This is a genomic window from Nonomuraea antri (assembly GCF_013283785.1).
Taxonomy (GTDB): Bacteria; Actinomycetota; Actinomycetes; order Streptosporangiales; family Streptosporangiaceae; genus Nonomuraea; species Nonomuraea antri.
On record NZ_JABCPZ010000107.1, the window covers coordinates 1 to 26,794 of the forward strand.

The 26,794-nt window shown below is 72.6% G+C and carries 26 protein-coding genes and 2 pseudogenes; 11 read left to right on the top strand and 17 right to left on the bottom strand.

What is annotated here, in order from left to right; all coding sequences use genetic code 11:
- The 5 genes and pseudogenes from HII36_RS30065 to HII36_RS30085 all read right to left on the bottom strand — a co-directional run.
- A pseudogene (locus HII36_RS30065) lies at positions 1 to 369 on the bottom strand (hypothetical protein); the annotation flags it as partial.
- 127 nt (positions 370 to 496) lie between these two features.
- Positions 497 to 1,129 carry a 5-oxoprolinase subunit B family protein gene (locus tag HII36_RS30070; protein WP_173526649.1) on the bottom strand — a complete coding sequence of 211 codons (633 nt, stop codon included), beginning with the start codon at positions 1,127 to 1,129 and terminating at the stop codon, positions 497 to 499.
- Positions 1,130 to 1,220: 91 nt separating this feature from the next.
- Positions 1,221 to 2,498, bottom strand: coding sequence for an MFS transporter (locus HII36_RS30075; RefSeq protein ID WP_173526650.1), 1,278 nt, complete (start codon positions 2,496 to 2,498; stop codon positions 1,221 to 1,223).
- A gap of 208 nt (positions 2,499 to 2,706) precedes the next feature.
- A complete protein-coding gene (locus HII36_RS30080) occupies positions 2,707 to 3,918 on the bottom strand; it encodes a cytochrome P450 (RefSeq protein ID WP_173526651.1) in 1,212 nt (403 codons plus the stop codon).
- A gap of 9 nt (positions 3,919 to 3,927) precedes the next feature.
- Positions 3,928 to 4,587 (bottom strand): TetR/AcrR family transcriptional regulator, encoded by a 660-nt coding sequence (locus HII36_RS30085; RefSeq protein WP_173526652.1) that lies wholly within the window; start codon positions 4,585 to 4,587, stop codon positions 3,928 to 3,930.
- 232 nt (positions 4,588 to 4,819) lie between these two features.
- On the opposite strand from HII36_RS30085, the gene HII36_RS30090 reads away from it, so the two are divergent.
- The 4 genes from HII36_RS30090 to HII36_RS30105 all read left to right on the top strand — a co-directional run bounded on the left by HII36_RS30090 (position 4,820) and on the right by HII36_RS30105 (position 9,931).
- Positions 4,820 to 5,656, top strand: coding sequence for an ABC transporter ATP-binding protein (locus HII36_RS30090; RefSeq protein ID WP_173526653.1), 837 nt, complete (start codon positions 4,820 to 4,822; stop codon positions 5,654 to 5,656).
- Positions 5,657 to 5,667: 11 nt separating this feature from the next.
- Positions 5,668 to 6,654: an ABC transporter substrate-binding protein gene (locus HII36_RS30095; protein WP_173526654.1), complete on the top strand. Its 987-nt coding sequence runs from the start codon at positions 5,668 to 5,670 to the stop codon at positions 6,652 to 6,654.
- Complete coding sequence (locus HII36_RS30100) at positions 6,651 to 8,741, top strand: iron ABC transporter permease (RefSeq protein WP_173526655.1); 2,091 nt, start codon at positions 6,651 to 6,653, stop codon at positions 8,739 to 8,741. Before HII36_RS30095 ends, HII36_RS30100 begins: the two co-directional genes overlap by 4 nt.
- Positions 8,742 to 8,896: 155 nt before the next feature.
- The gene (locus HII36_RS30105) at positions 8,897 to 9,931 is read left to right on the top strand and encodes a hypothetical protein (RefSeq protein ID WP_173526656.1); all 1,035 of its coding nucleotides are present in this window, start codon (positions 8,897 to 8,899) and stop codon (positions 9,929 to 9,931) included.
- Positions 9,932 to 10,026: 95 nt separating this feature from the next.
- Here HII36_RS30105 and HII36_RS30110 read toward each other — a convergent pair whose 3' ends face one another.
- On the bottom strand, positions 10,027 to 10,536 hold the full coding sequence (locus tag HII36_RS30110; RefSeq protein WP_173526657.1) for a GNAT family N-acetyltransferase: 510 nt from the start codon (positions 10,534 to 10,536) through the stop codon (positions 10,027 to 10,029).
- 289 nt (positions 10,537 to 10,825) lie between these two features.
- On the opposite strand from HII36_RS30110, the gene HII36_RS30115 reads away from it, so the two are divergent.
- Positions 10,826 to 11,452 carry a DsbA family oxidoreductase gene (locus HII36_RS30115; RefSeq protein ID WP_173526658.1) on the top strand — a complete coding sequence of 209 codons (627 nt, stop codon included), beginning with the start codon at positions 10,826 to 10,828 and terminating at the stop codon, positions 11,450 to 11,452.
- A 16-nt stretch (positions 11,453 to 11,468) separates the two neighbouring features.
- Here HII36_RS30115 and HII36_RS30120 read toward each other — a convergent pair whose 3' ends face one another.
- Positions 11,469 to 11,864, bottom strand: coding sequence for an ATP-binding protein (locus HII36_RS30120; protein WP_173526659.1), 396 nt, complete (start codon positions 11,862 to 11,864; stop codon positions 11,469 to 11,471).
- Positions 11,865 to 12,124: 260 nt separating this feature from the next.
- On the opposite strand from HII36_RS30120, the gene HII36_RS30125 reads away from it, so the two are divergent.
- Positions 12,125 to 12,586, top strand: a complete 462-nt coding sequence (locus tag HII36_RS30125; RefSeq protein ID WP_173526660.1) for a hemerythrin domain-containing protein — start codon at positions 12,125 to 12,127, stop codon at positions 12,584 to 12,586.
- Positions 12,587 to 12,723: 137 nt separating this feature from the next.
- On the opposite strand, the gene HII36_RS30130 is transcribed toward HII36_RS30125, so the two are convergent.
- Positions 12,724 to 14,025 (bottom strand): hypothetical protein, encoded by a 1,302-nt coding sequence (locus HII36_RS30130; RefSeq protein WP_173526661.1) that lies wholly within the window; start codon positions 14,023 to 14,025, stop codon positions 12,724 to 12,726.
- A 140-nt stretch (positions 14,026 to 14,165) separates the two neighbouring features.
- On the opposite strand from HII36_RS30130, the gene HII36_RS30135 reads away from it, so the two are divergent.
- Positions 14,166 to 15,047, top strand: coding sequence for an ArsR/SmtB family transcription factor (locus HII36_RS30135; RefSeq protein ID WP_173526662.1), 882 nt, complete (start codon positions 14,166 to 14,168; stop codon positions 15,045 to 15,047).
- Here the strand turns inward: HII36_RS30135 and HII36_RS30140 are convergent.
- The 3 genes from HII36_RS30140 to HII36_RS30150 form a co-directional block, all read right to left on the bottom strand.
- A complete protein-coding gene (locus tag HII36_RS30140) occupies positions 15,027 to 15,611 on the bottom strand; it encodes a TetR/AcrR family transcriptional regulator (protein ID WP_173526663.1) in 585 nt (194 codons plus the stop codon). The genes HII36_RS30135 and HII36_RS30140 overlap by 21 nt on opposite strands.
- Before the next feature lie 11 nt (positions 15,612 to 15,622).
- Positions 15,623 to 16,492 carry an oxidoreductase gene (locus HII36_RS30145; RefSeq protein ID WP_173526664.1) on the bottom strand — a complete coding sequence of 290 codons (870 nt, stop codon included), beginning with the start codon at positions 16,490 to 16,492 and terminating at the stop codon, positions 15,623 to 15,625.
- Positions 16,493 to 16,611: 119 nt separating this feature from the next.
- Positions 16,612 to 17,385: a hypothetical protein gene (locus HII36_RS30150; RefSeq protein WP_173526665.1), complete on the bottom strand. Its 774-nt coding sequence runs from the start codon at positions 17,383 to 17,385 to the stop codon at positions 16,612 to 16,614.
- A 71-nt stretch (positions 17,386 to 17,456) separates the two neighbouring features.
- Here HII36_RS30150 and HII36_RS56970 point away from each other — a divergent pair.
- Positions 17,457 to 17,894 (top strand): annotated as a pseudogene (locus HII36_RS56970) (Clp protease N-terminal domain-containing protein); the annotation flags it as partial.
- A gap of 214 nt (positions 17,895 to 18,108) precedes the next feature.
- On the opposite strand, the gene HII36_RS30160 reads toward HII36_RS56970, so the two are convergent.
- Entirely contained in the window at positions 18,109 to 18,972 is an 864-nt protein-coding gene (locus HII36_RS30160; protein WP_173526667.1) for an aldo/keto reductase, read from the bottom strand.
- Positions 18,957 to 19,847 carry an NAD-dependent epimerase/dehydratase family protein gene (locus HII36_RS30165; RefSeq protein WP_173526668.1) on the bottom strand — a complete coding sequence of 297 codons (891 nt, stop codon included), beginning with the start codon at positions 19,845 to 19,847 and terminating at the stop codon, positions 18,957 to 18,959. The genes HII36_RS30160 and HII36_RS30165 overlap by 16 nt, the downstream gene beginning before the upstream one ends.
- Before the next feature lie 72 nt (positions 19,848 to 19,919).
- Between HII36_RS30165 and HII36_RS30170 the strand changes: the two genes are divergently transcribed.
- Positions 19,920 to 20,909 carry a LysR family transcriptional regulator gene (locus HII36_RS30170; protein ID WP_173526669.1) on the top strand — a complete coding sequence of 330 codons (990 nt, stop codon included), beginning with the start codon at positions 19,920 to 19,922 and terminating at the stop codon, positions 20,907 to 20,909.
- Here HII36_RS30170 and HII36_RS30175 read toward each other — a convergent pair.
- Positions 20,846 to 22,021 (bottom strand): GNAT family N-acetyltransferase, encoded by a 1,176-nt coding sequence (locus tag HII36_RS30175; protein WP_173526670.1) that lies wholly within the window; start codon positions 22,019 to 22,021, stop codon positions 20,846 to 20,848. The genes HII36_RS30170 and HII36_RS30175 overlap by 64 nt on opposite strands.
- Before the next feature lie 108 nt (positions 22,022 to 22,129).
- Here HII36_RS30175 and HII36_RS30180 point away from each other — a divergent pair, with 108 nt between their 5' ends.
- Both HII36_RS30180 and HII36_RS30185 read left to right on the top strand, forming a co-directional pair.
- Positions 22,130 to 23,506 (top strand): NAD(P)/FAD-dependent oxidoreductase, encoded by a 1,377-nt coding sequence (locus tag HII36_RS30180; RefSeq protein ID WP_173526671.1) that lies wholly within the window; start codon positions 22,130 to 22,132, stop codon positions 23,504 to 23,506.
- 52 nt (positions 23,507 to 23,558) lie between these two features.
- Positions 23,559 to 25,166 carry an amidohydrolase gene (locus tag HII36_RS30185; protein WP_173526672.1) on the top strand — a complete coding sequence of 536 codons (1,608 nt, stop codon included), beginning with the start codon at positions 23,559 to 23,561 and terminating at the stop codon, positions 25,164 to 25,166.
- Between the two features lie 97 nt (positions 25,167 to 25,263).
- On the opposite strand, the gene HII36_RS30190 is transcribed toward HII36_RS30185, so the two are convergent.
- The 3 genes from HII36_RS30190 to tpiA form a co-directional block, all read right to left on the bottom strand.
- The gene (locus HII36_RS30190; protein ID WP_090942943.1) at positions 25,264 to 25,608 is read right to left on the bottom strand and encodes an RNA polymerase-binding protein RbpA; all 345 of its coding nucleotides are present in this window, start codon (positions 25,606 to 25,608) and stop codon (positions 25,264 to 25,266) included.
- 72 nt (positions 25,609 to 25,680) lie between these two features.
- On the bottom strand, positions 25,681 to 25,911 hold the full coding sequence (secG, locus tag HII36_RS30195) for a preprotein translocase subunit SecG (RefSeq protein ID WP_173526673.1): 231 nt from the start codon (positions 25,909 to 25,911) through the stop codon (positions 25,681 to 25,683).
- A 99-nt stretch (positions 25,912 to 26,010) separates the two neighbouring features.
- Positions 26,011 to 26,793 carry a triose-phosphate isomerase gene (tpiA, locus tag HII36_RS30200; RefSeq protein ID WP_173526674.1) on the bottom strand — a complete coding sequence of 261 codons (783 nt, stop codon included), beginning with the start codon at positions 26,791 to 26,793 and terminating at the stop codon, positions 26,011 to 26,013.
- Position 26,794 lies beyond the last annotated feature (1 nt).

Sequence of the window (26,794 nt, forward strand, 5' to 3'; positions counted from 1 at the left end):
ACTGCCAGCCGCTACGCCGTCGGCCGCCCCGCCGTCGGCCGTGACGGGACCCGCTGAAGTGCCGGGGCCAGGCCGGTGGATGAGGTGGGCGGGCCGGTGGATGACGTAAGCGGGGCAGGGCGCGCCGGTTAGTGCGATGGTCAGGTCGCCGTGGGCGCGTACCCGCAGGCCGCCGAGCGTGACCTCCAGCGCCGCTGCATCTTCGGGGTTGGCCAGCAGCCGGTTGGCCAGGCGCAGCGCGCCCCGGTCGGCCGCGCCCGAACGGCCCACTCCGAGATGGCCGAGGCCCGGCCGCCCTAGATCCTGGACGGTGGTCAGCGGCCCGGTGGCCAAGATCTCCAACAGGCCGGCCACACCCAGCCTCAACATGCGGGTCGCACCCACCTCCAGCGTGCGGGCCGCCCCCACCTCCGACATGCCGCCCGCATCCATCTCCAACATGCCGGCCGCCCCCAACTCCAGCATCCCGGCCGCATCCACCCCCAGCATCCCGGGCTCACGCATGGTCACCGGCCCGGACGAACCTGACCCTGGTACCCGGTCGCAGCAGCGCGGGCGGGTCCGTGTCCAGGTCCCACACCGGGACGTCGGTGCGTCCGATGAGCTGCCAGCCGCCGGGCGACTCACGCGGGTAGACCGCGCTGAACCCGGCCGCGAGCGCGATCGACCCGGCCGGGACCCGCACCCGGGACTCGCCGCAGCGGGGCACGGCCAGCCGCGGGTCGCCGCCGGTGAGGTACCCGAAACCCGGCGTGAAGCCGCAGAACGCCACCGTCCACGGGGTGGCGGTGTGCGCGCGGACCACCTCGGGAACCGTGAGCCCGGTCAGCGCGGCCACCTCGGCGAGGTCCTCGCCGTCGTAGACCACGGGGATCACCACCGGGCTCTCAGCCGGCGCGGTACGTGCACGCGGCCGGGCGGCCCGCGCGGCCGCGCTCACCCGGTCACGCACCGCGAGTGCGCCGGCGTCCGCCGGGTCGAAGCGGACCAGCAGCGTGCGGGCCGCGGGCAGCAGCTCGGTGACCCCGGGCGGCGGGTCGGCGGCCAGGGCGTCGTAGAGCGCGATGACCTGGTCGATGCCGTCGAGCTCGACGAGCAGCGCGCTGTCGCCGCACCGTCGCGGGTTCACACCGCCGCCCTCCCAGCCCTGTCCGTGACCCTGTCCGTGGCAATGTCCCTCGCCCTGTCCCTGGCCCCGGCGCAGGGGCACGCGCCGACGCTCAGGTGAGTTCGCTGGCACGGGTCTCCGGGAGTCCGAGCAGGGCCAGCAGCGCGATCCCGTACGCCATAGCGCCGAACACCATCGCCCCGCCCACGCTGAAGGTGGTCGCCAGGAAGCCGATGGCGGTGGGGAAGAAGGCGCCGATGCCGCGTCCGACGTTGTAGGTGAAGCCCTGACCGGTGCCGCGGATGTGGGCGGGATACAGCTCGGCCAGGTAGGCGCCGAACCCGCTGAAGATCGCCGAGGAGCAGAAGCCGAGCGGGAAGCCGAGGAACAGCACGTACGCGTTGGCGGTGGCCGGAAGCTGCGTGTAGAGCAGGATGAGGGCGCCGCTGAGCACCGCGAACAGGGCGAAGGTGTTCTTGCGCCCGATCTTGTCGGTGAAGTGGCCGCCGGTCAGGTAGCCGCAGAACGCGCCGGTGATGAGGAAGGCGAGGTAGCCGCCGGTGCCGATCACCGACAGGTCGCGTTCGGTCTTGAGATAGGTGGGCACCCAGGTGGCCAGCGTGTAGTAGCCGCCCTGCACGCCGGTGGCCAGCAGGGACGCGAAGAACGTGCGGCGGGCCAGGCCGGGGCCGAAGATCGTCAGGATGGACGCCCGGGGCGCGCGTTCCCGGCTCAGACCGGCGGCGGGCGCGTCGGTGACGTGGCGCCGGACGTAGATCACCAGCAGCGCGGGCAGCGCCCCGGTGAAGAACAGCAGCCGCCAGGCGACGTCCTGCGGGGCGAGGCTGAACACCAGCGTGGAGGCCAGGACGGCGACGCCCCAGCCGACCGCCCACGAGCTCTGGATCATCGCGACCGCCCGGCCCCGGTGCCGCGCCTGGGCGTACTCGGCGACCAGGATCGCGCCGGCCGCCCACTCGCCGCCGAAGCCCAGGCCCTGCAGCGCGCGGAAGACCAGCAGCAGCTCGTAGTTCTGCGCGACGCCGCACAGCGCGGTGAAGACCGCGTACGTGACGACGGTGACCATGAGCGTGCGCGAGCGGCCGATCCTGTCGGCCAGCACGCCGGCCAGGATGCCGCCGAACGCGGAGAACACCAGCGTGGTGGTGGCCAGCAGGCCGGTCTCGGCCGGGTTCAGCGCGAACGTGGCGGCGATCGCGACCAGCCCGAGCGGGAGCACCCAGAAGTCGTAGGAGTCGAGCGCGTAGCCGAGGAAGGCGCCTTTGAAGGCTTTGCGGCCCTTGGCGCCGAGGGTGGTGTACCAGGCGAACGCGCCGCCTGAGGCGGTGTCGTCGAGCGCGGGGGGCGGGGGTGGTGACGATGGCGTCATGGCGACCTCGCTGCGTCGGTGCGGCGCCCCTGGGGGAGGGAGCCGTCGCGCTCAATCTAAGGATTGTTCAACGATCCGACAAGAGTTTTGTGGGCGAGAATACGATCCTCTCGCTGGATCGTTGAACAAAACAGGTCGACACCGCACAAAGCGAGGCCGCCCACGCGCGCCGTAAGGAGCGCACGTGGGCGGCGGATCGCGGGCCGCGTCAGCTCGGGGGTTCGGTCAGGGCGAGCCGGCGCACCCCCGTCATGGTCGGCGTCGGCATGAAGACCACCGGGTCGCCGGGGTCCGTGCGCAGCGTGCCGACCCGGTCGAGCAGGATGTTAAGCGCCACCCGCCCCTCCAGCCGGGCCAGCGGCGCCCCCAGGCAGAAGTGGATGCCGCGGCCGAAGGCGAGGTGCGGGCTGGGGTCGCGGCCCGGGTCGAAGACGTCGGGGTCGGGGAACTGCCTGGGGTCGCGGTTGGCGGCGCCCAGCCACATCATGACCATCTGGTCGGCCGGGATCGTCACCTCGCCGAGCACGGCTTCGCGGGTGGTCGAGCGGCCGAGCGCGGCGAACGGCGTGAGCAGCCGCAGCGACTCCTCGATGACCGCCGGGATCGACGCGCGGTCGGCCCGCGCCCGGTCCTGCTGCTCGGGGTGGGCGTCCAGGCAGAGCACCGTGTTGCCGAGCAGCATCGTGGTGGTGATGTGCCCGGCGATGAGCAGCACGATCGCGAAGTTGACCACCTGCGCGTCGGGCAGGCGCTCGCCGTCGACCTCGGCCTCGACCAGCCGGGTGAGCAGGTCGGCGCGCGGCGCGCGCTTGCGCTCGGCGGCGTGCGCGGCGAGGTAGTCGGTCATCTCCTTCCACGGCTTCATGGTGGCCTGGACGTCCACGTCCTGCCGTTCGGCCGGCTCGGCCAGCGAGATCCTGCTGTCGCGCTCGAACAACGCGTCGGCCCACTGCTTGAACAGCGCGCGGTCGCTGCCCGGCACGCCCAGCAGCTCGGCGATGACGATGACGGGCAGCGGATAGGCCAGGTCGGTCACCAGCTCCAGCCGGCCGCGCTCGCGGGCCGCGTCGAGCAGTTCGTGGGTGAGCGCGGCGATGCGCGGTTCGAGATCCGCGACGACCTTGCGGGTGAAGGCGCTGCTCACCAGTTTGCGCAGCTTGCCGTGGTCGGGCGGGTCGATCTGGGTGATGAACCCCTCCATCGAGAATTCCTCGAACTCGGGCATGAACTCCTTGGGGACCAGCCGCAAGGTGTCGGAGGAGAACGTCGCCGGGTCGCCGAGCGCCGCGTGCAGTTCGGGGTAGCCGTAGACGTTCCACGTCCCGGCCTGGGCGTCGAACTCGACCGGCGGGCCGGATCTCCGTCCGCGCAGCCAGAAGAGCTGGTCGGGGACGTCGTACCGTTCGACGATGTCAGCCATCGCCTCTCCTTAGTCGTAGATCCACTTGCGATAGGGCGGGATCAGTTCCTGGAAGATCGAGATGTAGTCGGCCGCCGCCGCGCGCAGCACCTCGGCCGGCGGTTCCCCGGCCGGCTCGAAGGCGTGCAGCACGGTGTAGGCGAGCGCGTCGGCCCTGGCCTCCGCGTCCAGTTCGACGTTCATGCTCTGCGCTCCGTCGAACAGGTAGAAGCCGGAAGAAGCGGCGGCCAGCGCGTACCGCAGGTGGGGCACGTCGGTCCTGAACAGCCCGTAGCGGGTGGCGACCTGATGGAACCGCTCGCCCGCGAGCAGGTCGTGGCCGCGCATCGGGTGCCTGGCGAGCTTGCCGAGCAGTTCCAGGTCGGTGGTGAACAACGCGCGCAGCAGCGGCCGGCGGCTCGTGGTCAGGAACGACGCCCGGGCGAACCGGTGCGGCCGCACCTGCGCGGGGTCGCTGCGTAACATCGCCACCCACTCCTCCACCACTTCGATGGACTCGCGCAGCATCAGGGCCTCGAACAGGTCGCGCTTGGCCCGCCAGTGCAGGTAGACGGTGCCCTTGCCGACGTCGGCGCGGGCCGCGATGTCCTCGACGGTGACCCTGCGGTAGCCGTGGCGCAGGAGCAGCTCACGCGCCGCGTCGAGGATCCGGTCCGCTCTGTCCGACACTCGTACCTCCGTTTGACCGGATGCGAAATCTGGTCAAACGTCACGCTACTCGGCGCGGCCGCGGTTCCCATGTATCCACACGGACAGATCACCGGACCCCGCTCAGCCCGGCCCTGGTCGCACGGCTGGAGTCAGCATTTTTGGCCGGTTTCGGCGGCGATCTGGTGTGATTTTGGACAAAATGCACCCCCCGCCGTAGCGGCCAATGCAAGGTGAGCCTAACCTAACAACCATGACCGAGGAGATCTCCCTCCGCGGCGCGGAGCTGTGCCTCAGCTACCACGGAACCACCGTGGTCGAGGACGGTCGCATCACCCTGCGACCGGGCCACGTGACCGCCCTGGTGGGCCCGAACGGCAGCGGCAAGTCCACGCTGCTGCGCGCGCTGGCCAGGCTGCACCGTCCCGACAGCGGCGCGGTGACGCTGGACGACGGCGTCAGCGCGCTCGATCTGTCGGCACGCGACTTCGCCAGGCGGGTGACGCTGCTGTCGCAGAGCCGTCCGACGCCGGGCGGCGTGCAGGTGCGCGACGTCGTCGGCTACGGCCGCCACCCCTACCGGCGGCGCTGGAAGTCCGCGGACCCGGACGGCGCCGCGGCCGTCGACCGGGCGATGGAGCTGACCGGCGTGACGGCGATGGCCGACCGGCCGGTCGACGAGCTGTCCGGCGGCGAGCTGCAGCGCGTCTGGCTGGCCACCTGCCTGGCCCAGAACACCGGCGTCCTGCTGCTGGACGAGCCCACCACGTTCCTCGACCTGCGTTACCAGGTGGAACTGCTGGACCTGGTCCGCGACCTGGCCGACGAGCACGGCGTGGCGATCGGCGTCGTCCTGCACGACCTCAACCAGGCCGCCGAGATCGCCGACCGGGTCGTCCTGCTGCACCGCGGCCGGGTGCGCGCCGACGGCCCGCCCGCGGACGTGCTCACCGAGAGCCTGCTCAGCGACGCGTACGGCATCGGCATCGAGGTCAGCCACGACCCCGTCACGGGCACCGTGACCACCCGGCCGATCGGCCGGCACAACACCAGCGGCCGCCGGGCGACCGGCGTACCCGCGACGACATGACAGGAACCACCATGCGCACCACCCTGACGGCCATCGCCGCCATCGTCGTACTCGCCGCGTGCGGCACGACCGAGGCGCCCGTGCCCGAGCAGGCCCCCGCGTCCGGCGGCACGACGTCCGCCGCCGCCGCACCCGTGACCGTCACCGACAGCCGCGGCAAGCAGATCAAGCTCGACCGTCCCGCCGCCCGCGTGGTCGCCCTGGAGTGGGGCGAGACCGAGATGCTGGCCGCGCTCGGCGTCATGCCGGTCGGCGCGGCCGACGTGAAGGGCTTCGCCACCTGGGACACCGCCGTCAAGCTCGACTCCTCGGTCAAGGACGTCGGCAACCGGCAGGAGCCCAGCGTGGACTCCATCAGCGCCCTGCAGCCCGACCTGGTCGTCATGCAGTCCTCGCGTGACGCCGCGCTGGTCGAGCAGCTGGAGAAGTTCGTCCCGGTGCTGGTCACCAAGGGCAGCGACGCCTCCGACGACCTCAAGCGCCTGGGCGAGGACCTCAACCTGATCGCCTCCGCCGTCGGCAAGACCGACGCGGCCGCCAAGCTGATGTCCGACCTGGACACCGCGCTGGCCGACGGCAAGCAGAAGCTCGCCGCCGCCGGCTTCGCGGGCAAGCCGTTCATCATGGCCGACGGCTGGAAGCAGGGCAGCACGATCTCCATCCGCACCTTCGGCGAGGGCGCGCTGGTCTCGCAGGTGGCCATCCGGCTCGGCCTGAAGAACGCCTGGACCGGCAAGGTGGACGAGCTCTGGGGCCTGGGCAGCACCGACGTCGAGGGCCTGACCGCGCTCAAGGACCCGGAGACCCGCTTCTTCTACAACGCCTCCGACGGCGAGGACGTCTTCACCGACGGCCTGGCCGGCAACGCCATCTGGAAGTCGCTGCCGTTCGTGAAGAAGCAGCAGGTCACCAAGCTGCCCGACGGCATCTGGACCTTCGGCGGCCCGCTCTCGTGCATCCAGTACGCCGAGGCGCTGGTGAAGGCGTACGCCGCTTGAGCACGCACGTCCTGACCCCGGCGCCGCCCGACACGCCGCTACGGCGGCTGGGCACGGCCGGGGTCTTCCTCTGCGCGCTGGCCGCCACCGTGGTGCTGGCCGCCGTGCACGTCACGCAGGGCACCTCGTCGGTCGGCGCGCTCGACCTGCTGGCGCTGCCGTTCGGCGGCGGGGACGACGAGGCCGCCCGCGTGCTGCTGGCCTCCCGGCTGCCCAGGCTGCTGGCCGGCGTCTGCGTCGGCGTGGCGCTGGGCGTGGCCGGCTCGCTGCTGCAGTCGATCGCCCGCAACGCGATGGCCTCGCCCGACACGCTGGCGGTCAGCTCGGGCGCGCACCTGGCGGTCGCCGCCGCGGCCGCGTTCGGGCTGACGCTGCCGCTGCCCCTGTCGGGCGCGATCGCCCTGATCGGCGGTCTCGGCGCGGCCGCCCTGGTGATGGCGCTGTCGGCGGGCGGGCGCGCGGGCACGACCCGGCTCATCCTGGCCGGTTCCGCCACCGCCCTGGCGCTGATGTCGCTGACGAACCTGTTCATGATCCTCTTCGAGCAGGAGACGACCGGGCTGTTCGCCTGGGGCAGCGGCTCGCTCGTGCAGAGCGACCTGGACGCCGTCACCCAGGTCGGCCCGGTGATCGCGCTGGCGCTGCTCGCCGCGGTGCTGGCCGGGCCCAGGCTGGACATCCTCGGCCTGGGCGACGACACCGCCACCGTGCTCGGCGTGAACGTGCGCCGGCTGCGGATGTGGCTCGTCGTCCTGGCGGTGCTGCTGTCGGCGGCGGCGGTGACGGTGGCGGGACCGATCGGATTCGTCGGGCTGTGCGCGCCGGTGATCGTGCGGCTGCTGCCCAGGTCGATTCCCGGCCTGCACCGCAGCCGCACGATGCTGCCCCTGTCCGGGCTGGCCGGCGTGCTGGTGGTGCTGGGCTCGGACATCGCGCTGCGCGCGGCGCTGGGCGCGCAGGCCGGGGTGGAGGTGCCGCCCGGCGTGGTGACCACCGTGCTGGGCGCGGCGGTGCTGATCTGGCTGGCCCGCCGCTACCGTGACGCGGGCCCGACCAGGCAGCCGCCGGCCGTGCGCACCGGGGCGACCCGCTCGCGCGCGGCGTTCCTGGCCATCGCCGGCGTGCTGGCGGCGCTGCTGGCCGGCGCGCTGGTGCTGGGGCTGCTCGGCGGCGACCGCTGGCTGCTGACCGGTGACGTGGTCAACTGGCTGCAGGGCCGCAGCGGGCGGGCCATGACGTTCGTGCTCGACCAGCGCTGGCCGCGCGTGCTGGCCGCGGCCCTGGCCGGGACGGCGCTGGCGGTGGCCGGCACGGCCGTGCAGGCGGTGTGCCGCAACCCGCTCGCCGAGCCCGGCGTGCTCGGCGTCACCTCCGGCGCGGGCGTCGGCGCGATCGCGCTGCTCACGCTGGTGCCGCTGGCCGGCATCTGGACGATGTCCGCCGCCGCAGGCGCGGGGGCGCTGATCGCGTTCGCGCTGGTGTACGGGCTGGCCTGGCGTGGAGGTCTCAGCTCGGACCGGCTGGTGCTGATCGGCGTCGGCGTGCAGAACGCGTGCACCGCGATCACCGTCCTGATCATCGTGCTGTCCGACCCGTGGAACACCGCCAAGGCGCTGACCTGGTTGTCCGGCTCCACGTACGGCAGGATCCCGTCGCAGCTCATCCCCGTCACGCTGGCGCTGCTGATCGTGGTCCCGCTGCTGGCGTGGCTGCGCAGGGACCTCGACCTGCTCTCGCTGGACGAGGACACGCCGCGCATCCTGGGCGTGCCGCTGGAGCCGGTCCGGCTGGGCGCGCTGGCCGGGGCCGTGCTGCTGACGTCCACGGCGGTGTCGGCGATCGGCGTGGTCGGCTTCGTCGGCCTGGTCGCCCCGCACGCCGCCCGCGCGCTGGTGGGCGCGCACCACGCCCGGCTGCTGCCGGTGGCCGCGCTGCTCGGCGCGCTCCTGGTGAGCCTGTCGGACACGCTCGGGCGCACCGTCATCGCGCCGGCGCAGATCCCGGCCGGCCTGGTGACGGCGCTGATCGGCACGCCGTACTTCGTGTACCTGCTGTGGCGCGCCCGCGCGAACAGCGAGGCCGCCTGACCGCTCTCCGGCGAACGCAGCGTCACGGCGGCGTCACGGTATCGCCACCGTTACGTACCTGGCCGCTTGTGGCCGTACCGATTGCCAGGGGTCGTGCGCCGCGGTACGAACCATGGAACGTGACACCACCTGGGGGCCGCCGGGGAGGAGAGAGCATGGGTCACCGGTTCCGCGCGCCCGCCGTACTCGGCGGGGCCACCGTCCACGCCCCTGGCCTGGTCCTGGACGGCCGGGGACACCTGCGGCTGCTCTACCGCGACGCCGTGACCGGCACGCTCGTGCAGCGGGTCGGGGCCGGTGACGGCGTTTGGAGCGTGCCGACCGACACCGGCGTCCCGCTGGACGGCTCCCCGGTGCCCGCCCGCGCGGGCGACGGCCGGGTGGCGGTGTTCTTCCGCGGCGCGGCGGGCGACGGGTTGTGGATGTTGCTCGAGGAGCCCGCGGGCGGCCCGCCGGGCTGGCAGCCACCGGTGCTGCTCGACCCGGCGCTGAGCGGCCGGCCGGTGGTCGGGTTCGACGGCGCCGGGCGCATGGAGGTGTTCTACGCGGGCACGGGTGGCGCCCTGTGGCACGTCTGGAGCGGCGACCACGGCCTGGACAAGCTCGGCAGGGACGTCTTCGGCGGGAGCGACGTCCAGGGGCTGGCCGTGACCACCACCCACTCGGGCCGTCAGGCGCTCTTCCACACCGACCGCGAGGGACGGCTGTGGCTGATCGAGCAGCGGGCGGCCGGCGGCGCGTGGGGCGAGCTGCTGCACCTGGCCTCGGGAGTCACCGGGTCCTTCGCCGCCGCCCCCGCGCCGGGCGACGGGCTGCAGGTCGTCTACCACCAGGCGGCGGACGGCCTGCTGCACCACCTGAGCATGGCCGAGGCCGGCGAGTGGAACCTGCGCCAGCCCGTCTGGGCGGAGGCCGGGCGCTGGAGCTTCGCGCTGCACCGCCCGCGCGGCCGCGCCACGCTGGCCTGGATCGGCCGCCGCGACGGCGACCCGCGGCTGTGGGTGGGCGAGCAGCACGCGCCGGGCGGGCCCGAGTGGACCTTCACCGGCGGGAGCGGCGTGTGCCCCGCCACCGGCCTGGCCACCGCGCTGGACGCGGCCGGCGACGTCGTCGTCGCCTGGGGCCTGCCCAGCCCGGGGCCTGCTGGGAAACCCGGCGGCGTCGGCGCCACGACGGTCGCCTTCGCCTGAAGGCGACCGCTTCGGGGACGGGGCCCCGAAGCGGTCACCGGATCACGCCCGGGGACGTCGATCCGCCCCCGAGACGATCATCCGATCACGTGCGATCAGACGCCGAACGGCGCCGCGTAGGCGATGACGCCCGACGGCACCGGCAGCGTGTCGTCGAACACGAGGGCCATCATGGCCTCGTCGGGAACCTCGAACGACGGCCGGATGCCGTACCCGGAGGCGCGGGTGAAGCCGAACCTCGGGTAGTACTCGGGGTGGCCGAGCACCAGGACGAGGTTCTCGCCCATGGCCCTGGCCGCGTCGAGCCCGGCGCGGATGGCCGCGGAACCGGCGCCCTGCTTCTGGAATCCCGGCAGGACGGCGCAGGGGCCGAGCGCCAGGGCCGGCTCCTGCCCGACGTGGCAGCGGGTGAGCAGCGCGTAGCCGGCGACGGTGCCGTCGGCCGCCTGCGCGACGATGGACAGCCCGGGAATCCAGGCCGGGTCGGTGCGCAGCGCCTCCACCAGGTCCGCTTCCAGCGGGGTGGGGAACGCGCCGAGGTTGACCTCGCGGATGGCGGGGATGTCCTGCTCGGTCTCGGGACGAGTGGTCCAGATACGCGACATTGTGTGGTGTTTCCTTCAGAGTCTTGGCACGGGACGGCTCATCGGCCGGGGCCCGCGGGAATGGCGCCTCGGTTCAGCGACCGAGGGCTTCGGACGTGAGGATGGACCGGATGCTGCGCACGACGGCAGCCGTCACGACGGTCATCAACCTCACCTCCCCAAGACATCTGGTACCCGCGTAGCTTAGCGCAGATCCGGCCCGGGTTGACCTCGACCGCGGTTGAGCTTGCAGCATGGATGTCCGGGGGCGGTGGCTTCCGATTCCCGAACCCGTGATGAGGACGTTCCTGTGAAGGTTGAGATCTACGCCGATGTGCTGTGCCCGTGGTGCTACATCGGCAAGAGACGGCTGGCGGCGGCGGTGGCGGAGCTGGCCGACCCCGGCGGCGTGGAGATCGTCTGGCGTGGCTACGAGCTCAGCCCGGACGCGGGCCGCGTGCCCGGGCCGACCGCGGCGGAGTCGATGACCGAGTGGTGGGGCGAGCAGGCGCCGGCGCGGGTGGCCCACATCCGGGCCCTGGGCGCGGCGGAGGGGCTGGAGCTGAACCTGCACCTGGCCCGGCCGGTGAACACCTTCGACGCGCACCGGCTGTGTCACCTGGCCGCCGAGCACGAGCTGGCCGGCCCGATGATGGAACGCCTGCTGCGCGCGTATCACACCGAGGCGCTCAACGTGGCCGACCATGACGTCCTGCTGCGGCTGGGCGTGGAGGCAGGGCTCGACGCCGACCGGGTGCGCGCCGTCCTGGCCGGGGACGACCACGCCGGCCGGGTGCGCGACGACCGGCGGCGCGCGGCCGCGCACCGGGTCAGCGGCGTGCCCTCGCTGGTGATCGACGGTGGGCCGGCCGTGCCGGGCGTCCAGCCCGTCGCCGACCTGCGCCGCCTGCTGGAAGCCGCGACGGAACCGGTGTGAGCCCGGGCCGGCCGTCCTAGCGCGCGCGGTACATGCGCAGGCGCACCCGGGACGAGCCGCTCGACCTGGTGACGGTGAACTCGTCGCAGAGCCGGCGCATCATCCACAGCCCGAACCCGCGCGGTTTCGCCTCCGGCCGCCGGTCGGGGCAGTGGGACGGGTCGAGCACGCCCACGTCGTCGATCACGTCGACGGTGAGCGCGCGGTCGTCGGCCCAGATGCGCAGCCGGCCCCGCCCTTCGGCGTGGTCGAGCACGTTGGTGACCGCCTCGTTGACCGCCAGCGCCAGGTCGTCGGCCCTGGCCTGGGTCAGCCCGGTGCGGCGGGCGTGCTCGTAGACCAGGCCCCGCAGGCCCGCCAGGTCGAGGCTGACCGGGCGCTCGACGGCATTGTCGTAGGAAGGCGTGGACATCTGCCCCCTTCCTGCCATGAACCCCCGTCGCCGGTCGCTCCGCGCCTTCATGATGGCACCGCCGCCGGATGTCCGCAGGGCAAACGGCGGCCGAACACCCTGCGTGCACGCGTGCATCAAGACGGGTTAATAAAGGTCCCTGCGGTCATCTCGGAATCCCCCGGGCCACGTGTCGGCGCGTCCGTACCAGGAACAAGTCCGCTGGACGGGCAGCGCGGCCCGGTCACCGGCGTACCGGTCACAGGCGAAAGGGAGAGCCGATGGGGAAGGTCAAGCAGGAGGGCGATGTCGTCGACCTCATCCTCCAGCAGCACACGCAGATACGGCAGCTCTTCAGCCAGGCGGAGCAGGCCGAGGGCAAGAAGCTGGCGAAGATCTTCAGCGAGCTCGCCCTGCTGCTGGAGGTGCACGAGGAGGCGGAGGAGAAGGTCGTGCACCCGGTGGCCAAGGCCATCGCGAGCGACGTCGCCGAGGCGCGGGTGCGGGAGGAGAACGAGGCCAAGAAGGTGCTCAAGCGGCTCAAGGACATGGGGCCGGACGCCGACGGCTTCGGCGAGCTGTTCCAGCAGCTCAAGGAGGCCGTCGACGCGCACGCCACGCATGAGGAGCGCGATGAGTTCCCCCGGCTGCGCGAGCAGTGCGACGAGAGCGAGTTGCGTGACATGGCGGAGAAGTTCGCGCAGTTCCAGGCGCTCAAGGGCGGCCAGCGCCGCCCGATGTGACGGCGCCGGGCCCGTGCTCGGGCCTGATCATGGGCCCGTTCTCGGGCCTGCTCATGGGCCCGTGTTCGGGTCTGTTTCGAGACCGCTCCCGGGCTCGCATGTGAGCCCGGGAGCGTGTCCGCCCGGGTGTGGCGGCGTCAGTGCCGGCCCGGTCGCCGGATGAGCGGCTTCTCCGGCGGCCAGGCCCGGCCCGGCCACGTGTGCGGCTTCGGATGGCGGTGACCCCGCTTGGGCGGGTGGAACCGCACCGGAGTGGGGCCGGGCTTGTCGCCGTGCACCCGGGCGGGCAGTGCGACCGCTGCCGTGGAGTCGTCCTCCAGCCCGCCGTCCGCCTCGGCCGAGGCGGTGTTGTTCCGTACGGTCACGCCGGTGAACGGCGGGAAGGCGACCCAGGCGGTGAAGGTGATCGTGCACTCCTGCCCGGCGGGCAGCACCTGACCGGGCGCCAGCAGCGCGGTGTCGCTGGTGCCGTCGTAGCCGGGGTTGACCTTGCACGGCGGGGTCGCCCGCAGCCCGGTGACGCCCGCCAGCCGGCCGGCCGGGTCGCCCCGCAGCAGTTCGTCCAGCGCGTCGTCGACCCGGACGTCGTAGGCGGGCATGTCGCCCGTGCGCGCGGTGTTGCCGACCTTGACAGTGAACGGCACGTCGTAGATCCACTCGCGGCCGTTCGCGGACTCCAGCGCGGGCGTCCCGGCCGACTTGACCACGTCCAGCCCCTGGCAGGCGTAGAAGTCGGTGAGGCCGGTGGACATCTCCCTGCCGTCCTGGCGGGGGTTGTCGTAGATGACGCGGACCTCGTCCACGGGCTCGTCGAAGACGACGTCGGCGGCGGCCCGCGGGTCCCAGTCGCCGAGGTTGCCGAACTCCTGGCCGGTGACGCCGACCGAGCCGTCGGGGTTCGTCGTCACCTGCACGCCGTCGGGATCCCTGGGGATGACCCTCGGGGTGACCGGTTCGCCGTCGCGGTAGCCGATGACGGTGATCCGTTCGGAGGCGAAGTCCAGGTCGACCAGGCTGAAGAACAGGCGTTCCGCCTCCGGCAGTTTGACGTCGGCGGCGACCTGGTCGTCTCCCTTGGGGTTCTGGACCTCCAGGTAGCCGTCGGAGTAGCGGGGGTCGTTCGGCTGCTGCCCGTGGGTCCACTGGTACACGCCCTGGTCGGGCGAATCGCTGAAGTCCACGCTCACCTCGGGCAGCCCCGAGGTCTCCGTGGACGGCCGCGCGACCGGCCGGTCCGCGGTGGAGGTCGGCGTGTGCGGCATCGTGGAGCCGTCGCCGAAGCCGGTGAACTTCTGTTTGAGCCCGTCGCCGCAGCCCAGCCGATCCACGAACGAGATCTGGTCGTCCGCCGACGCGGTGCCCGCCATGCCCGCGGTGGCGGCCGTGACCGCCAGGAGCAGGGCGAGACCGGTTCCTGTCCTTTTCGCTACTTCTCGCACCGGTCCACCCTGCGGGAACGCGGATGGAGGATCGCCGATCACCACACCGATCTTGACCGATCGCGAACCCGGGCGCGACGAAGTCGATACCGGTCCGCCGGAGCCGGTTCCATCAAATGGGATTGATGTATCGTGCGGGTATGGCGCTTCACGGCCGAGCCGTCCCGCCGTCGTTCCTCGGGCTTGCCGCCCACGAGGTGCGCTGGCGGCTGCTGACCGAGCTGGCCGCCGGCGACCTGCGCGTACGCGAACTGGTCGCCCTGCTCGGCCAGCCGCAGAACCTCGTCTCGTACCATCTGCGGCTGCTGCGCGCCGGCGGCCTGGTGACGTCCAGGCGCAGCAGCTTCGACGGCCGCGACAGCTACTACCGGCTCGACCTGGAGCGGTGCGCGCAGGGGCTGGCCGCCGCCGGGGCCGCGCTGGCGCTGGGCGCCGAGGTCACCGCCGCCGACTCCGACCTGGACATGCTGGAGGTGGCCGCCCGCCATCACCCCCACGCGTCGGTACGGCTCGCCGCCCTGCCCGACCTGCCGTTCGCCGACGCGGAGTTCGACGCCGTCGCCGGGAACTTCGTCATCAACCACGTGCCCGACACCCCGCGCGCGCTGGCGGAGCTGCACCGCGTGCTGCGCCCGGGCGGCAGGCTCGCGCTGAGCTGGTGGAAGGCCGGCGAGGTGACCGCAACCGACGTCTTCACGCAGGCCATCGCGGCGGCCGGGATCCCCTACGAGCCCCCGGCCCGGCCGTTCACCCCGCACGAGGAGCCGAGCGCGTTCCTGCCGCTGCTCGGCGAGGCCGGGTTCGCCGGCGCCGGGGTGAGCACGCTGCGCTGGCGGCACCGCGTCGACCTCGGCGCCTGGTGGGACGACATCGTGGCGGCGGGCGGCCCGCGCTTCCGCGTGATCGCCGAGCAGCCGCCGGCCACCGTACGGCGGATCAGGGACGCCTACGACCTGCTGGCCGCGCCCTACGCCGCGGACGGTTTCCCGGTGTGCGCGTATCTAGCCCACGCCACCCGCTGACCAGGACTTCGCCACCGGCATCAGCACCCCGTCGACCGAGGCGGCGACGAACGCGTCGTCGAACGGCGGCCCGGTGAAGATCATCTGGTGCCACACCAGGGCCTCCGACACCGCGAACAGCCGCTCCGCGTCGACCGGGCCGGTCAGCTCGCCGCGCCCGCCCGCCCGTTCGAGCAGCGCCCGCACGTCGTCGAGGTTCTTGGTCGGCATGTGGGCGCGCAGCGTGCGGGCCAGCTCCTGGTTGCTCACCAGCGTCGAGGACAGCCCGATGACCAGCGTGTACCTGCGCTCCACCGTGTCGCACAGCCCGCGGAAGATCGACTCCAGGTCCCCGCGGAGCGTGCCGGTGTCCTCGCCCCGCGGGGTGTCCATGTCGAAGCGGCGGCAGATGACGTCCACCACCAGCTCGGGCTTGCCCGACCAGCGCCGGTAGATGGTGGCCTTGCTCGCCTTGGCCCGCTTGGCGATCTGGTCGACCGACATGCGGTCGTAGCCCAGCTCCGACAGCAACTCGATGGTGGCGTCGAGGATGGCCCGCTCACGTTCGGGGTCGAGTGGAGCCACGTGCACGTCCTTCAGCGATAGGCGATCTCCTCGAATCGTACGCCGGTCAGCTGCGTGGACACGTCCCACAGCCGGGCCGCCAGCGCCTCGTCGCGGGCCGTGGCCGAGGGCGTGAGCAGCTGGAGCTTGGGCCCGACGAACTCGCCGCCGGTGAGCCGCGGGGAGGTGGCGGCGTACAGCGAGGACATCGCGCCGGTCTCTGCCGACTGCAGGAACAGCCCCAGGAGGGGCTGTAGGGGCCCCAGCTTGACGATCCTGGTCGCGGTGGCCCCCGGGTGGGTGGCGACGGCGATCAGGTCCAGGCCGGCCGTACGGGCGCGTCGCTGCAGCTCGGACGTGAACAGCAGGTTCGCCAGCTTGGAGCGGCCGTAGGCCTTGACCCGGTTGTAGCCTCGTTCGAGTCCGAGGTCGTCGAAGTCGATCGTGCCGACGCTGTGCGCGTCGCTGGCCACGGTGACCACGCGGGCGCCCGGGGCGGCGATCAGCCGCGGCAGCAGCAGGCCGGTGAGCGCGAAGTGGCCCAGGTGGTTGGTGCCGAACTGCAGCTCGAAGCCGTCCTTGGTCTCCCTGCGCGGGATCAGGCCGATGCCCGCGTTGTTGATCAGCAGGTCCACCCGCTCGACGCCCGCGGCGAAGCGCCTGACCGAGGCGAGGTCGGCCAGGTCCAGCTCGCCGAACTCGACGCGCGCGCCGGGCACGGCGGCTTTGATCTCGGCCACGGCGGCCTCGCCCCTGGCCGCCGAGCGCGCCGCCACCACCACGTGGGCGCCGTGCCTGGCCAGCTCCAGGGCGGTGGGCAGGCCGATGCCGCTGTTGGCGCCGGTCACGATCGCCGTCTTGCCGGTGAGGTCGGGCAGGTCGGCGGTGGTCCACTTCGTCATGCGCCACTCCTTGGTGTACGAAACCGTTTCGTACACCACGATAACCCAGCGAACGCCGGCGCGCGCGCTCGCGAGGTGTGCCGCTCCCGAAACGCGGGTGTCATCCCGAGGTGCATGGGTCAGTCGCCGAGGCGGTGGCGGGCGTGGCGCTCCTCGCGCCTGGTCACCTCCAGGCGCTGCTCGGCGTCGGCCAGCTTCTTGCGTGCCTTGGCCAGCTTCTTCTCCAGCCGCGCCACCCGCTCGGCGCGTTCGTCGTGCTCCTCGGACGCCACCCGCAGGGCCTCGGCCCACTCCCGGTGCGCGGCCTCGGCCTCCGCGCGTTCCCTGGCCTTCCTGGCCTCGGCCGCCTCGCGCGCCTTGGCCTGGGCCGCCTCGTCCTCGGGGGTGGGCTTCTTCCTGCCCGCACGCCGGCCCCCGGCAGAAGCGGGGGCGGGGGCCGGGGCGAAGCCGCTGTAGTTGAGCGCCTTGGCCAGGCGGCCGCGCCGCACCTGCGCGGCGGCGTCGGCGTCGACCACGGCGGCGTCCAGCGTCTGGTCCACCTCCGCGCCCGCCGCGGGCGACAGCTCCCCCGCCGCCCTGATCAGCCTGGCCACCTTGTCCGTGACGGACGCGCGGCGCTGGGTGAGCTCGGCCAGCGCGTCGGCGTCCTGCTCGGCCCAGGCGGCCCGCAGGCGTTCTCCCAGGTCGAGCAGCTCGTCCAGCTCCCTCGGACGCTCGCGGGCGACCCGGTTCACCGCCCAGGCCGAGACCGTGGGCTTGCGCAGCTTGGCGATGTCGCGGGCGAGCGCCGCCTGGCCCGCGTCCCTGGCCGCGCGCACCTCGGCGTCGCGTGCCGCGGTGAACTCCGGTGGCGGCAGCGCGTAGAGCCGGTCGGCCACCTCGTCAAGATCCACCCTGGTCAAATACCCCACATTCCCTGGTTTGTAGCGCATAGTGGAGGCAGCCCCAGGGAACGGAGGCACCCGTGTTCGAACGCTTCACCGACCGCGCGCGCCGGGTCGTCGTCCTCGCCCAGGAAGAGGCGCGGACGATGAATCACGACCACATCGGCACCGAGCACATCCTGCTCGGCCTCCTCCAGGAGGGCGAGGGACTGTCCGCGCTGGTGCTCGGCGACTGCGGCGTCGACGCGGAGCAGGTGCGCGCCTTCGTGACGCGCGAGGTCGGCACGGGGACCGAGCCGCCGGGCGGCGGGCACATCCCGTTCACGCCGCGCGCCAAGAAGGTGCTGGAGCTGTCGCTGCGCGAGGCGCTGAAGCTGCGCCACAACTACATCGGCACCGAGCACATCCTGCTCGGGCTGATCAGGGAGGGCGAGGGGCTGGCCGCGCAGGCGCTCACGAGCGCCGGCCTGGACCTGTCCACCGCCCGGCAGCGGCTGCTCGACCGGGTCGAGCACGGGCCGAAGGAGCGTCCTGGCGAGATGTTCTTCACCGGCGGGTCGATGATCGGCGAACGGCTCACGCAGATCCAGGAGAGCCTGGAACGCATCGAACGCCACCTCGGCATCCGGCCGCAGGCCGACCACGCGGAGCCCCGCGACGCCAAGGACGAGGGCGGCGAATCGCGCGGCGAGAGCACCGGCTGAGCCGGCGCAGGGCAGGGCAGGGCGGCGCTCAGGGCAGCCGGGCGAGCTCGGACGGCGTGAGCACCAGCTCGGCCGCGGCCGCCGAGTCCAGGATCGAGGCCGGCCGCGACGCCCCGGGGATGGGGATGACGTGCGGCCCGCGCGCCAGGTGCCAGGCCAGGCAGACCCGCTGCGGGCTGACCCCGCGCTCCCTGCCGATCACGTGGAACGGCGTCTCCGCCACCGGCCCTGCCGCCTCCAGCGCGCTGCGCGAGACGCCGCCGAGCGGGCTCCAGGGCAGGAACGCCACGCCGAGCTCACCGCACAGCCGCAGCACGTCCGCGCCGTCGCGCACCTCGGGCGAGAACCGGTTCTGGACGGAGGCCAGCCGCCCGCCCAGCACCCGCCCGGCCTGCCTGACCTGCTCGGCCGAGACGTTCGAGATCCCGGCCAGCCGGATCTTGCCCTCGTCCATCAGGTCGCGCAGCGCGCCCACGGACTCTTCGAACGGCACGTCCGGGTCGGGCTTGTGCAACTGGTACAGGCCGATCGACTCGACGCCGAGCCTGCGCAGCGAGTCCTCGCAGGCCCGCCGCAGGTGGCGCGGGTCACCGTGGACGCTCCACGACCCGTCGCCCGGCCGGCCCCGGCCGCCCTTGGTGGCGACCAGGACGTCGTCCGCGCCGGCCCCGTACCCGGCCAGGGCCTTGGCGATCAGGCGTTCGTTGTGCCCGGCCTCGCCGGCGTGCCAGTGGTAGGAGTCGGCGGTGTCGATCAGGGTGACGCCGGCGTCCAGCGCCGCGTGCACGGTGGCGACGGCTCTGGCCTCGTCGGGGCGGCCCTCGATGGACAGCGGCATCGCGCCCAGGCCCACGGCGCTCACCTCGACGCCGGCGATCAGACGGTGACGCATGCGAGTGCCTCCCGCACGACCTCGGGCAGCCATTCGGTCACGGTGGAGAAGCGGTGGCCGAGTTCCTCCGCGCGGCCGTTGGCCATCGGGTAGGAGCGGGCGAAGGAGTACGGGGAGACGTCCGCGCCGACCTCATACCTGGGTTCCTCCCCGGTTTCGGCCGCGAAGGCCGCGCACAGGTCGCGGGCCGTCAGCGTGCCGTGCGCGGCGGCGTTGACCGGGCCGGTGAAGCCGGCGCGGGCCGTCCAGGCCAGGAAATCGGCGATCTCGCGGTGGTGGATGAACGTGGCGGGCCGCGGGTCCGCGTGCACGACCACCGGCCGGCCCGCGCGGACCCGCTCGGCGTAGTGGCGCAGGCGGCCGGTGAAGTCGTCGCCGCCCAGCACGTGCGCCACCCGGACGCTCACCAGGTCGAACGCGCCGGCCCTGGTCAGCACGGCCTCCGCCTGGCGCTTGCCCGCGCCGTAGTGCGCGTCGCGGAAGTCCGGGTCGTGCCACGGCAGGTCCAGGCGCACGGGCACCTCGGCCGGGTCGACCGCGGACTCCGGGATCGCCGGGCCGTCCAGGTCCGCGTACACCTCCACGGTGGAGGTCAGCACGTAGCGGCCGGTCACCCCGTCGAACGCCCGGGCGGCGGTCTCCGCCTGCGCGGGGGTGTAGCAGACCTGGTCGATCAGCACGTCGAACCGGCGTCCCGCCAGCGCGCGGCGCAGGGAGCCGGGGTCGTCCCTGTCGGCCGTCAGGTGGGCCACGCCGGCGGGCGGCGGGGTGGATCCGCGGTTGATCACGGTGACGTCCGCGCCCGTGTCACGCAGGTTCTCGATCAGCAGCCGGCCGAAGTAGCGGCTGCCGCCGATCACGGCTATCTCGCTCATGACGGACAGCGTGCCCGTCCTATAGTCATCAGCGGTAGTGCTGATTTGCTCAACCGGCCATAAGGAGAGCTGTTGATCGACGTTCATCGGCTGGCCGTCCTGCGCGAGGTGGCCAGGCACGGCAGCTTCAACCGGGCCGCCAGTGCCCTGCGGTTCACCCCGTCGGCGGTCTCCCAGCAGATCGCCAGCCTGGAGCGCGGCCTGGGCACGCCCGTGGTCGAGCGCAGCACGCGCGGCGTCACGCTCACCGAGCCCGGCCGGCTGCTGGTCGAGGCGGCGGAGGCCATCGCGGCCGAGCTGAGCGACGCCCAGGAGCGCATCGACCGGCTGGCCTCGGGCCGCGCCCAGTTCACCGTGGCCACCTTCGCCAGCGGCGGACGGCGGCTGCTGCCCCCGGCGCTGACCCGGTTCGTGGCCGCGCACCCCGAGGTCGAGCTGACCATCCTGGAGCGCGAGCCGGAGGACAGCCTGCCGCTGGTCCGCCAGGGGCGCGCCGACCTGGCGCTGGCCTACCACTTCGACGGCCCGCCCCCGGGCCGCGACGGCGACAGGTCCGGGCTGGACTGGACGCCGCTGGTCCCCGACCCGCTGCGGGTGGTCATGCCGCGTACCCACCCGCTGGCCGGGCGGGCCGCCGTGCACTTGGCCGAGCTGGCCGGCGAGCGGTGGGTGCTGGGCTGCCTGAAGACCATCGGCCTGCTGCGGCAGTACGCCGCGCTGGCCGGGTTCGAGCTGCGGGTGTCGTGCTCGGCCACCGACTACTTCTTCGCCCAGTCCCTGGTGACGGCCGGGGTGGGCGTGGCGCTGATCCCGGAGATCGCGCTGACGCCCGATGCCGGGCTGGTGGCGGTGCCGCTGGCGGCGCCGAGCCCGTCCAGGTTCATCGGGGTGGCCGTCTCACGCCGGGATCGCGGCTCGGCCCAGCCGTACGTCGAGGAACTGACCGCCCTGCTGCTCGACCAGCCGGGCGCGCCGGCGAGGGCTCAGGTCGCGGGGGCTCAGGCGGGGGCCAGGGTGGCGATCGGGAGCCTGGCCTCCACCACGCCGGGGTCGTCGGTGTAGCCGAGCACCGCGCCCAGGCCGATGAGCAGCCGGCGCATGCGCACGTTGTCCGACAACATGGTCGCCCTGACCTCGGCGCAGCCCAGGTCACGCGCGGTGGCCAGGAGGATCTCGGCCAGCTCCCGGCCCAGGCCGCGCCCCTGCCAGCGGTCCTCGACCAGGAAGGCCATCTCGGCGGTGCCGGGGTCGGGGGTGAACACCAGGTCGGCCATCGCCACCACCTGGCCGTCGTGCCCGGCCACGATCGAGTGCCCCCTGCTCCGGTCGCAGAGCCGGTCGAACATCCGGGCCGGCAGCGTGGGCATCGAGGTGAAGTAGCGGAACCTGCGGGCCTCGGGCGAGCACCTGTCGTGCAGGTCGCGCACGGCCTCGCGGTAGATCTCGGTGAGCGGGCGCACGGTGACCTCGGCGCCGTCGCCCAGCTTGATCTCCCTGGCGGCGCCTGCGCCCCGGCCGGGCCGCGCCTCCTCCGAGGCCGCCTGCGGCTGGGCGAGCCGGGCGAAGGCGGCCGCCCTGGCCGCCTCGGTCAGGGTGAACGGCAGCTCCGCCCGGCGCAGCCGCACACTCCGCGCGACCACGACCGCATCCCGCGAGCCGGCGACGGTGCCGGCCCCGCTCTCGGTGGCGGTGGCGGCGGGCCCACGTTCCGTGGCGGTGTCGCCGGGCCGACGTTCCGTGGCGGTGTCGCCGGGCCTTTTCGCCGTGGTGACGGGCACGATGAGCTGGGTCGGGTCGGGAAGATCACGCACCGCTTCACCATAGATCCACCGGGCGTCGTCCGCGCGCAGCAGCTCGGCCAGCAGTTCTGGCAGCCGCCACGGCGCGGACCTGAGCCTGGCGGCCAGCAGCAGCGCCCTGGTGGGCTCGTCGGTCAGCTCGTGCGCGCCGGCCGGGACGACCTGGACGCGGCGGCCGCCGGCGGCCTCCAGCGCCTCGCGGACGGTCTCGGGATGGGCCGGGACATCGGCGACGAACTCGTCGACGGTGCCGTCGGCGTCGGTCTGCACGCTCAGCCCGAGGATGTTGCCACCCCGGGCGGCCAGCGCCGCGGTGAGTGAGGCCAGACGGCCGGGGCGCTCGTCCACGATGGTGCGAATGCGGAAGAATCCCATACAGGCCAGCCTGCCCGGGGCCTGTTACGCCGCCGCGAACGGGGTGTTACAACCTGTAATTCGTTGCATGATGCGCCGAACTATGCGGATATAGCAGGATATGGGGCCATGAGTGTGCGTGTTCCCTTGTCATCCGGATTCGTCAACGGTGACGTGTCCTACTGGTATCGAGCCACGGGCGTCCCAGCGCCCGGGCCGCGGCTCGACGGCGACCTCCAGGCGGACGTGGTCATCGTCGGCGCCGGCTACACCGGCCTGTGGACCGCGTACTACCTCAAGCGGGCCCGGCCCACGCTCCGGGTCGTGGTGCTGGAGCAGGAGTTCGCCGGGTTCGGCGCGTCCGGGCGCAACGGCGGCTGGCTGACCGGCGACCTGGCCGGGGCGCACGAACGCTACGGCGAGGGCGCGCGCCGCCTGCAGCGCGAGATGTACACCTCGATCGACGAGGTGATCCAGGTCTGCCAGAAGGAGGGCATCGACGCCGACATCGTCAAGGGCGGCGTGCTCACCGTGGCACGCTCCACCGCCCAGGCCACCCGGCTGCGCGCCTCGGTGTCGTCGGCGCGGGCCTGGGGCATCGAGGAGCCCGACCTGCGCCTGGTGAACGCCACCGACCACGTACGGGTCGCGGGCGCGACGGCCGCCTCCTGGAGCCCGCACTGCGCCAGGATCCAGCCGGCCAAGCTGGCCCAGGGCCTGGCCAGGGCCGTACGCGAACTCGGCGTCACCATCTACGAGCGGACGCCGGTCACCGAGATCGCGCCGAACCGGGCCGCCACCCCGTACGGGACGGTCTCCGCCCAGTACGTGATCCGCGCCACGGAGGGCTTCACCGCGCGGCTGAAGGGGCTGCGGCGGCAGTGGCTGCCGATGAACAGCTCCATGATCGTGACCGAGCCGCTGCCCGAGTCGTTCTGGGAGTCGGTCGGCTGGCAGGGCTCCGAGCTGCTCGGCGACATGGCCCACTACTACATGTACGCCCAGCGCACGGCCGACGACCGGATCGCGTTCGGCGGGCGCGGCCGGCCGTACATGTACGGTTCACGCTTCGACGCCCGCGGCCACACCCACGACTGGACGGTCGAGGCGCTCTGGCAGCTGCTGACCGACTTCTTCCCGGCCGCCCGTTCCTCGTCGGTGGCGCACGCCTGGTCGGGCGTGCTCGGCGTGCCCCGCGACTGGTGCTCGACCGTGCACGTGGACCCGGCGACCGGCCTCGGCTGGGCCGGCGGTTACACCGGTCACGGCGTCACCACCACGAACCTGGCCGGGCGCACGCTGCGCGACCTGATCCTGGGCGAGGAGAGCGAGCTGACGTCCCTGCCGTGGGTGGGGCGCAAGGTACGGTCGTGGGAGCCCGAGCCGCTGCGGTGGCTGGGCGTGCACGCCATGTACCGCCTGTACCGGGTGGCCGACCACCGCGAACGCTCGATGCCCCGCACGTCGGCGCTGGCCCGCTTCGCCGACCTCATCACCGGCCACTGAACCGGTCGCTGGACTGGTCACCGGACCGGTCACTGGATTCGAAGGGATCTTCATGAACATCCTCTTCCGTGGCGGACGCGTCTTCACCGGCAGGGAGCTGCTGTCCGCGGCGGTGCTGGTGAGGGACGGCGTGATCGCCGCGGTGGGCCAGGAGGCCGAGCTGGCGGCCCAGGCGCCGGGGCACGAGAGCGTGGACCTGGACGGCGGCCTGCTGACGCCGGGCTTCACCGACGCGCACATCCACCCGGTGCAGGCCGGCCTCGAACGCGCCAAGTGCGACCTGTCAGAAATCTACGGACTTGACGCCTATTTGGCCAAGATCAGCGACTATGCCACGAAAAATCCTGAAAAAGAATGGATTGATGGCGGCGGCTGGGACATGTCAGCCTTCCCCGGCGGGCTCCCCCACCGCGACCAGCTCGACTTCCTCGACCGTCCCGTCTACCTGATCCAGCGCGACCACCACGCCGCCTGGGTCAACACCCGGGCACTCGAACTGGCCGGCATCACCGCCGACACCCCCGACCCGGCCGACGGCCGCATCGAGCGCGACCCCGACGGCGCACCCAGCGGCGTGCTGCACGAGGGCGCGATGGACCTGGTCGGCCTGCTCACCCCGCGTCCCACCGCCGCCGACCTGGACGCCGCGCTGGCCGACGCCGAGCGGTACCTGTTCTCGCTGGGCATCACCGGCTGGCAGGACGCGATCGTGGGCTCGTACGCGGGCTCGGACGACCAGCTGCCCACCTACGTCGCCGCGGCGGCGTCCGGGCGGCTGCGGGCGCGCGTGGTGGGCGCGCTGTGGTGGGACAGGACGCGCGGGCTCGACCAGATCGACGAGCTGATCGCGCGCCGCGCCTCCGCCGAGGGCCTGGAGCGCTTCCGCGCCACGTCCATCAAGATCATGCAGGACGGCATCACGGAGAACTTCACCGCGGCCACGCTGGAGCCGTACTGCCAGTGCGGCGGCACCGGGCTGTCCTACGTCGACCCGGCCAAGCTCCGCGAGTACGTCGCCGAACTCGACAGGCACGGCTTCCAGGTGCACTTCCACGCCATCGGCGAGCGCGCGGTCCGGGAGGCGCTGGACAGCTTCACCGGCACCGACCCGGCCAACCGCCACCACATCGCGCACCTGCAGATCATCGAGCCTTCGGACGTCCCGCGCTTCGCCGCGCTCGGCGTGACGGCCAACCTGCAGCCGCTGTGGGCCACCCACCACGCCCAGATGGACGAGCTGACCCTGCCCTTCCTGGGCGAGCCGCGTTCGTCCTGGCAGTACCCGTTCGCCGACCTGCGGGCGCACGGCACCAGGTTCTGCGCGGGCAGCGACTGGCCGGTCTCCAACGCCGACCCGCTGCAGGGCATGCACGTGGCGGTCAACCGCACCGAGCCGGGCGGTTCGGTGCACGCCGATTACCCGACGGCCCAGACCCCGTTCCTGCCCGGCCAGCGCATCGACCTGGCCACGGCGATGGCGGCGTACACGGCGGGCTCGGCCTGGATCAACCGCTCCCCGGCCGGCGTCATCGCGGCCGGGCGGCCCGCCGACCTGGTGGTGCTGGACCGCGACCCGTTCGCGCTGCCCGCCGAGGAGATCTGGACGACCCGGGTGCGCCAGACGTTCGTGGACGGCGTCGCCGTGCACGACCTCTCCTGACCTCGCGCGGCCGTTCTGGACGGCGGCCGCCTGAACGCACGCAGCGGCCCCCGCATCGACCGATGCGGGGGCCGCTTGTGTGACAGGCCTCGCCCGTTTACCAGGGGGACTTGTTGTTGCGCAGGCGCTCCAGCGCTTCCTCGAGGATCGCCTTGCCGTCCTTGTCGCTCCGGCGCTCCTTCACGTAGGCCAGGTGCGTCTTGTACGGCTCGTTCTTGGGCGGGGCAGGCGGGGCCTCCTCGTCCTGTCCGGCTGGGAGGCCGCAGCGCGGGCAGTCCCACAGCTCGGGGACCGCCGCGTCGCTGGCGAAGCTGGGGCGCGTCTCGTGCATGTTGGCGCACCAGAACGAGACCCGCACTCTCGGAGCTGCCTCGCCGCGCTCGGCCTCCCCCATCGGGCCGGCGCCGACTCGGCTGCCACGGATCGCGTTGCCACTACCCACGGATGAACTCCTCGCTCGATCGCCCCGCGACACAACACGGGGGGAGAATCACTGTCACGCGTTAACTTCAGCTCACGGCTTGAGAAGCAGGCCGAGAGCGATGATGCAGACGAACCAGACCGTCCCCGTGATGATGGTCAGACGGTCGAGGTTGCGCTCCACCACCGAGGAACCGCCGAAGTTCGACGAGAACCCGCCGCCGAACATGTCGGACAGGCCGCCTCCCTTGCCCTTGTGGAGCAGGACGAGCAGGATCATGAGACAACTCGCCAGGATGAGGGCGATGGAGATTCCGAGTTCCACGGTATGCCTGTTCCTTCAGTGCTCAGTTACGCGCGACGATTCAAACTTGCCTCTTGAGGGTACGACCTGCTGTCAAGTCGCACCCCCAGAACGACTCAGTTAGCCAGGCAATTCGGAGAATCGGCAGATCTTGGCGAACTCCCCGTCGTCGATACTGGCGCCACCCACGAGCGCGCCGTCGACGTCGGGCTGAGCCATGATGCCGGCGATGTTGCCTGACTTGACCGAGCCACCGTAAAGGATACGGACCGCAGAGGCCACTTCGGGGTCGTACAGCTCCGCGAGTCTCACTCGCAACGCGCCGCACACCTCCTGGGCGTCCTCGGGGGTGGCGACCTCGCCCGTGCCGATCGCCCACACGGGCTCGTACGCCACCACTATCGATTTTGCCTGCTCGGCGGTGATTTTGCGCAGCGCGCCGTCGAGCTGGGCGACGCTGTGCGCGATGTGGCCGCCGGCCTGGCGCACCTCCAGCCCTTCGCCGACGCACAGGATCGGCGTGATCGAGTGCCGGTAGGCGGCCTGGACCTTGGTGTTGACCAGGTCGTCGTCCTCCCGGTGGTACTGGCGGCGCTCGGAGTGGCCGATCACCACGAACGTGCAGCCCAGCTTGGCCAGCATCGCGCCGGAGATCTCGCCGGTGTAGGCGCCGGCGTCGTGCGGGGACAGGTCCTGGCCGCCGTACACGATGCGCAGTTTGTCGCCGTCAACGAGGGTCTGGACGCTGCGCAGGTCGGTGAACGGCGGCAGCACGGCCACCTCGACCTTGTCGAAGTCCTTGTCGTTGAGTGCGAAGGCCAGCTTCTGGACCAGCTTGATGGCCTCGAAGTGGTTGAGGTTCATCTTCCAGTTGCCGGCGATGAGCGGCTTTCGCTGCGTCAAC

Coding starts and splice junctions, on each gene's coding strand:
- HII36_RS30165 (WP_173526668.1), bottom strand. CDS start 19,847: ATGAGCGAGATAGCCGTGATCGGCGGCAGCCGCTACTTCGGCCGGCTG.
- HII36_RS30105 (WP_173526656.1), top strand. CDS start 8,897: ATGGGTCACCGGTTCCGCGCGCCCGCCGTACTCGGCGGGGCCACCGTC.
- HII36_RS30095 (WP_173526654.1), top strand. CDS start 5,668: ATGCGCACCACCCTGACGGCCATCGCCGCCATCGTCGTACTCGCCGCG.
- HII36_RS30175 (WP_173526670.1), bottom strand. CDS start 22,021: ATGGGATTCTTCCGCATTCGCACCATCGTGGACGAGCGCCCCGGCCGT.
- HII36_RS30125 (WP_173526660.1), top strand. CDS start 12,125: ATGGGGAAGGTCAAGCAGGAGGGCGATGTCGTCGACCTCATCCTCCAG.
- HII36_RS30145 (WP_173526664.1), bottom strand. CDS start 16,492: ATGACGAAGTGGACCACCGCCGACCTGCCCGACCTCACCGGCAAGACG.
- HII36_RS30185 (WP_173526672.1), top strand. CDS start 23,559: ATGAACATCCTCTTCCGTGGCGGACGCGTCTTCACCGGCAGGGAGCTG.
- HII36_RS30160 (WP_173526667.1), bottom strand. CDS start 18,972: ATGCGTCACCGTCTGATCGCCGGCGTCGAGGTGAGCGCCGTGGGCCTG.
- HII36_RS30135 (WP_173526662.1), top strand. CDS start 14,166: ATGGCGCTTCACGGCCGAGCCGTCCCGCCGTCGTTCCTCGGGCTTGCC.
- HII36_RS30180 (WP_173526671.1), top strand. CDS start 22,130: ATGAGTGTGCGTGTTCCCTTGTCATCCGGATTCGTCAACGGTGACGTG.
- HII36_RS30120 (WP_173526659.1), bottom strand. CDS start 11,864: ATGTCCACGCCTTCCTACGACAATGCCGTCGAGCGCCCGGTCAGCCTC.
- HII36_RS30110 (WP_173526657.1), bottom strand. CDS start 10,536: ATGTCGCGTATCTGGACCACTCGTCCCGAGACCGAGCAGGACATCCCC.
- HII36_RS30090 (WP_173526653.1), top strand. CDS start 4,820: ATGACCGAGGAGATCTCCCTCCGCGGCGCGGAGCTGTGCCTCAGCTAC.
- HII36_RS30075 (WP_173526650.1), bottom strand. CDS start 2,498: ATGACGCCATCGTCACCACCCCCGCCCCCCGCGCTCGACGACACCGCC.
- HII36_RS30080 (WP_173526651.1), bottom strand. CDS start 3,918: ATGGCTGACATCGTCGAACGGTACGACGTCCCCGACCAGCTCTTCTGG.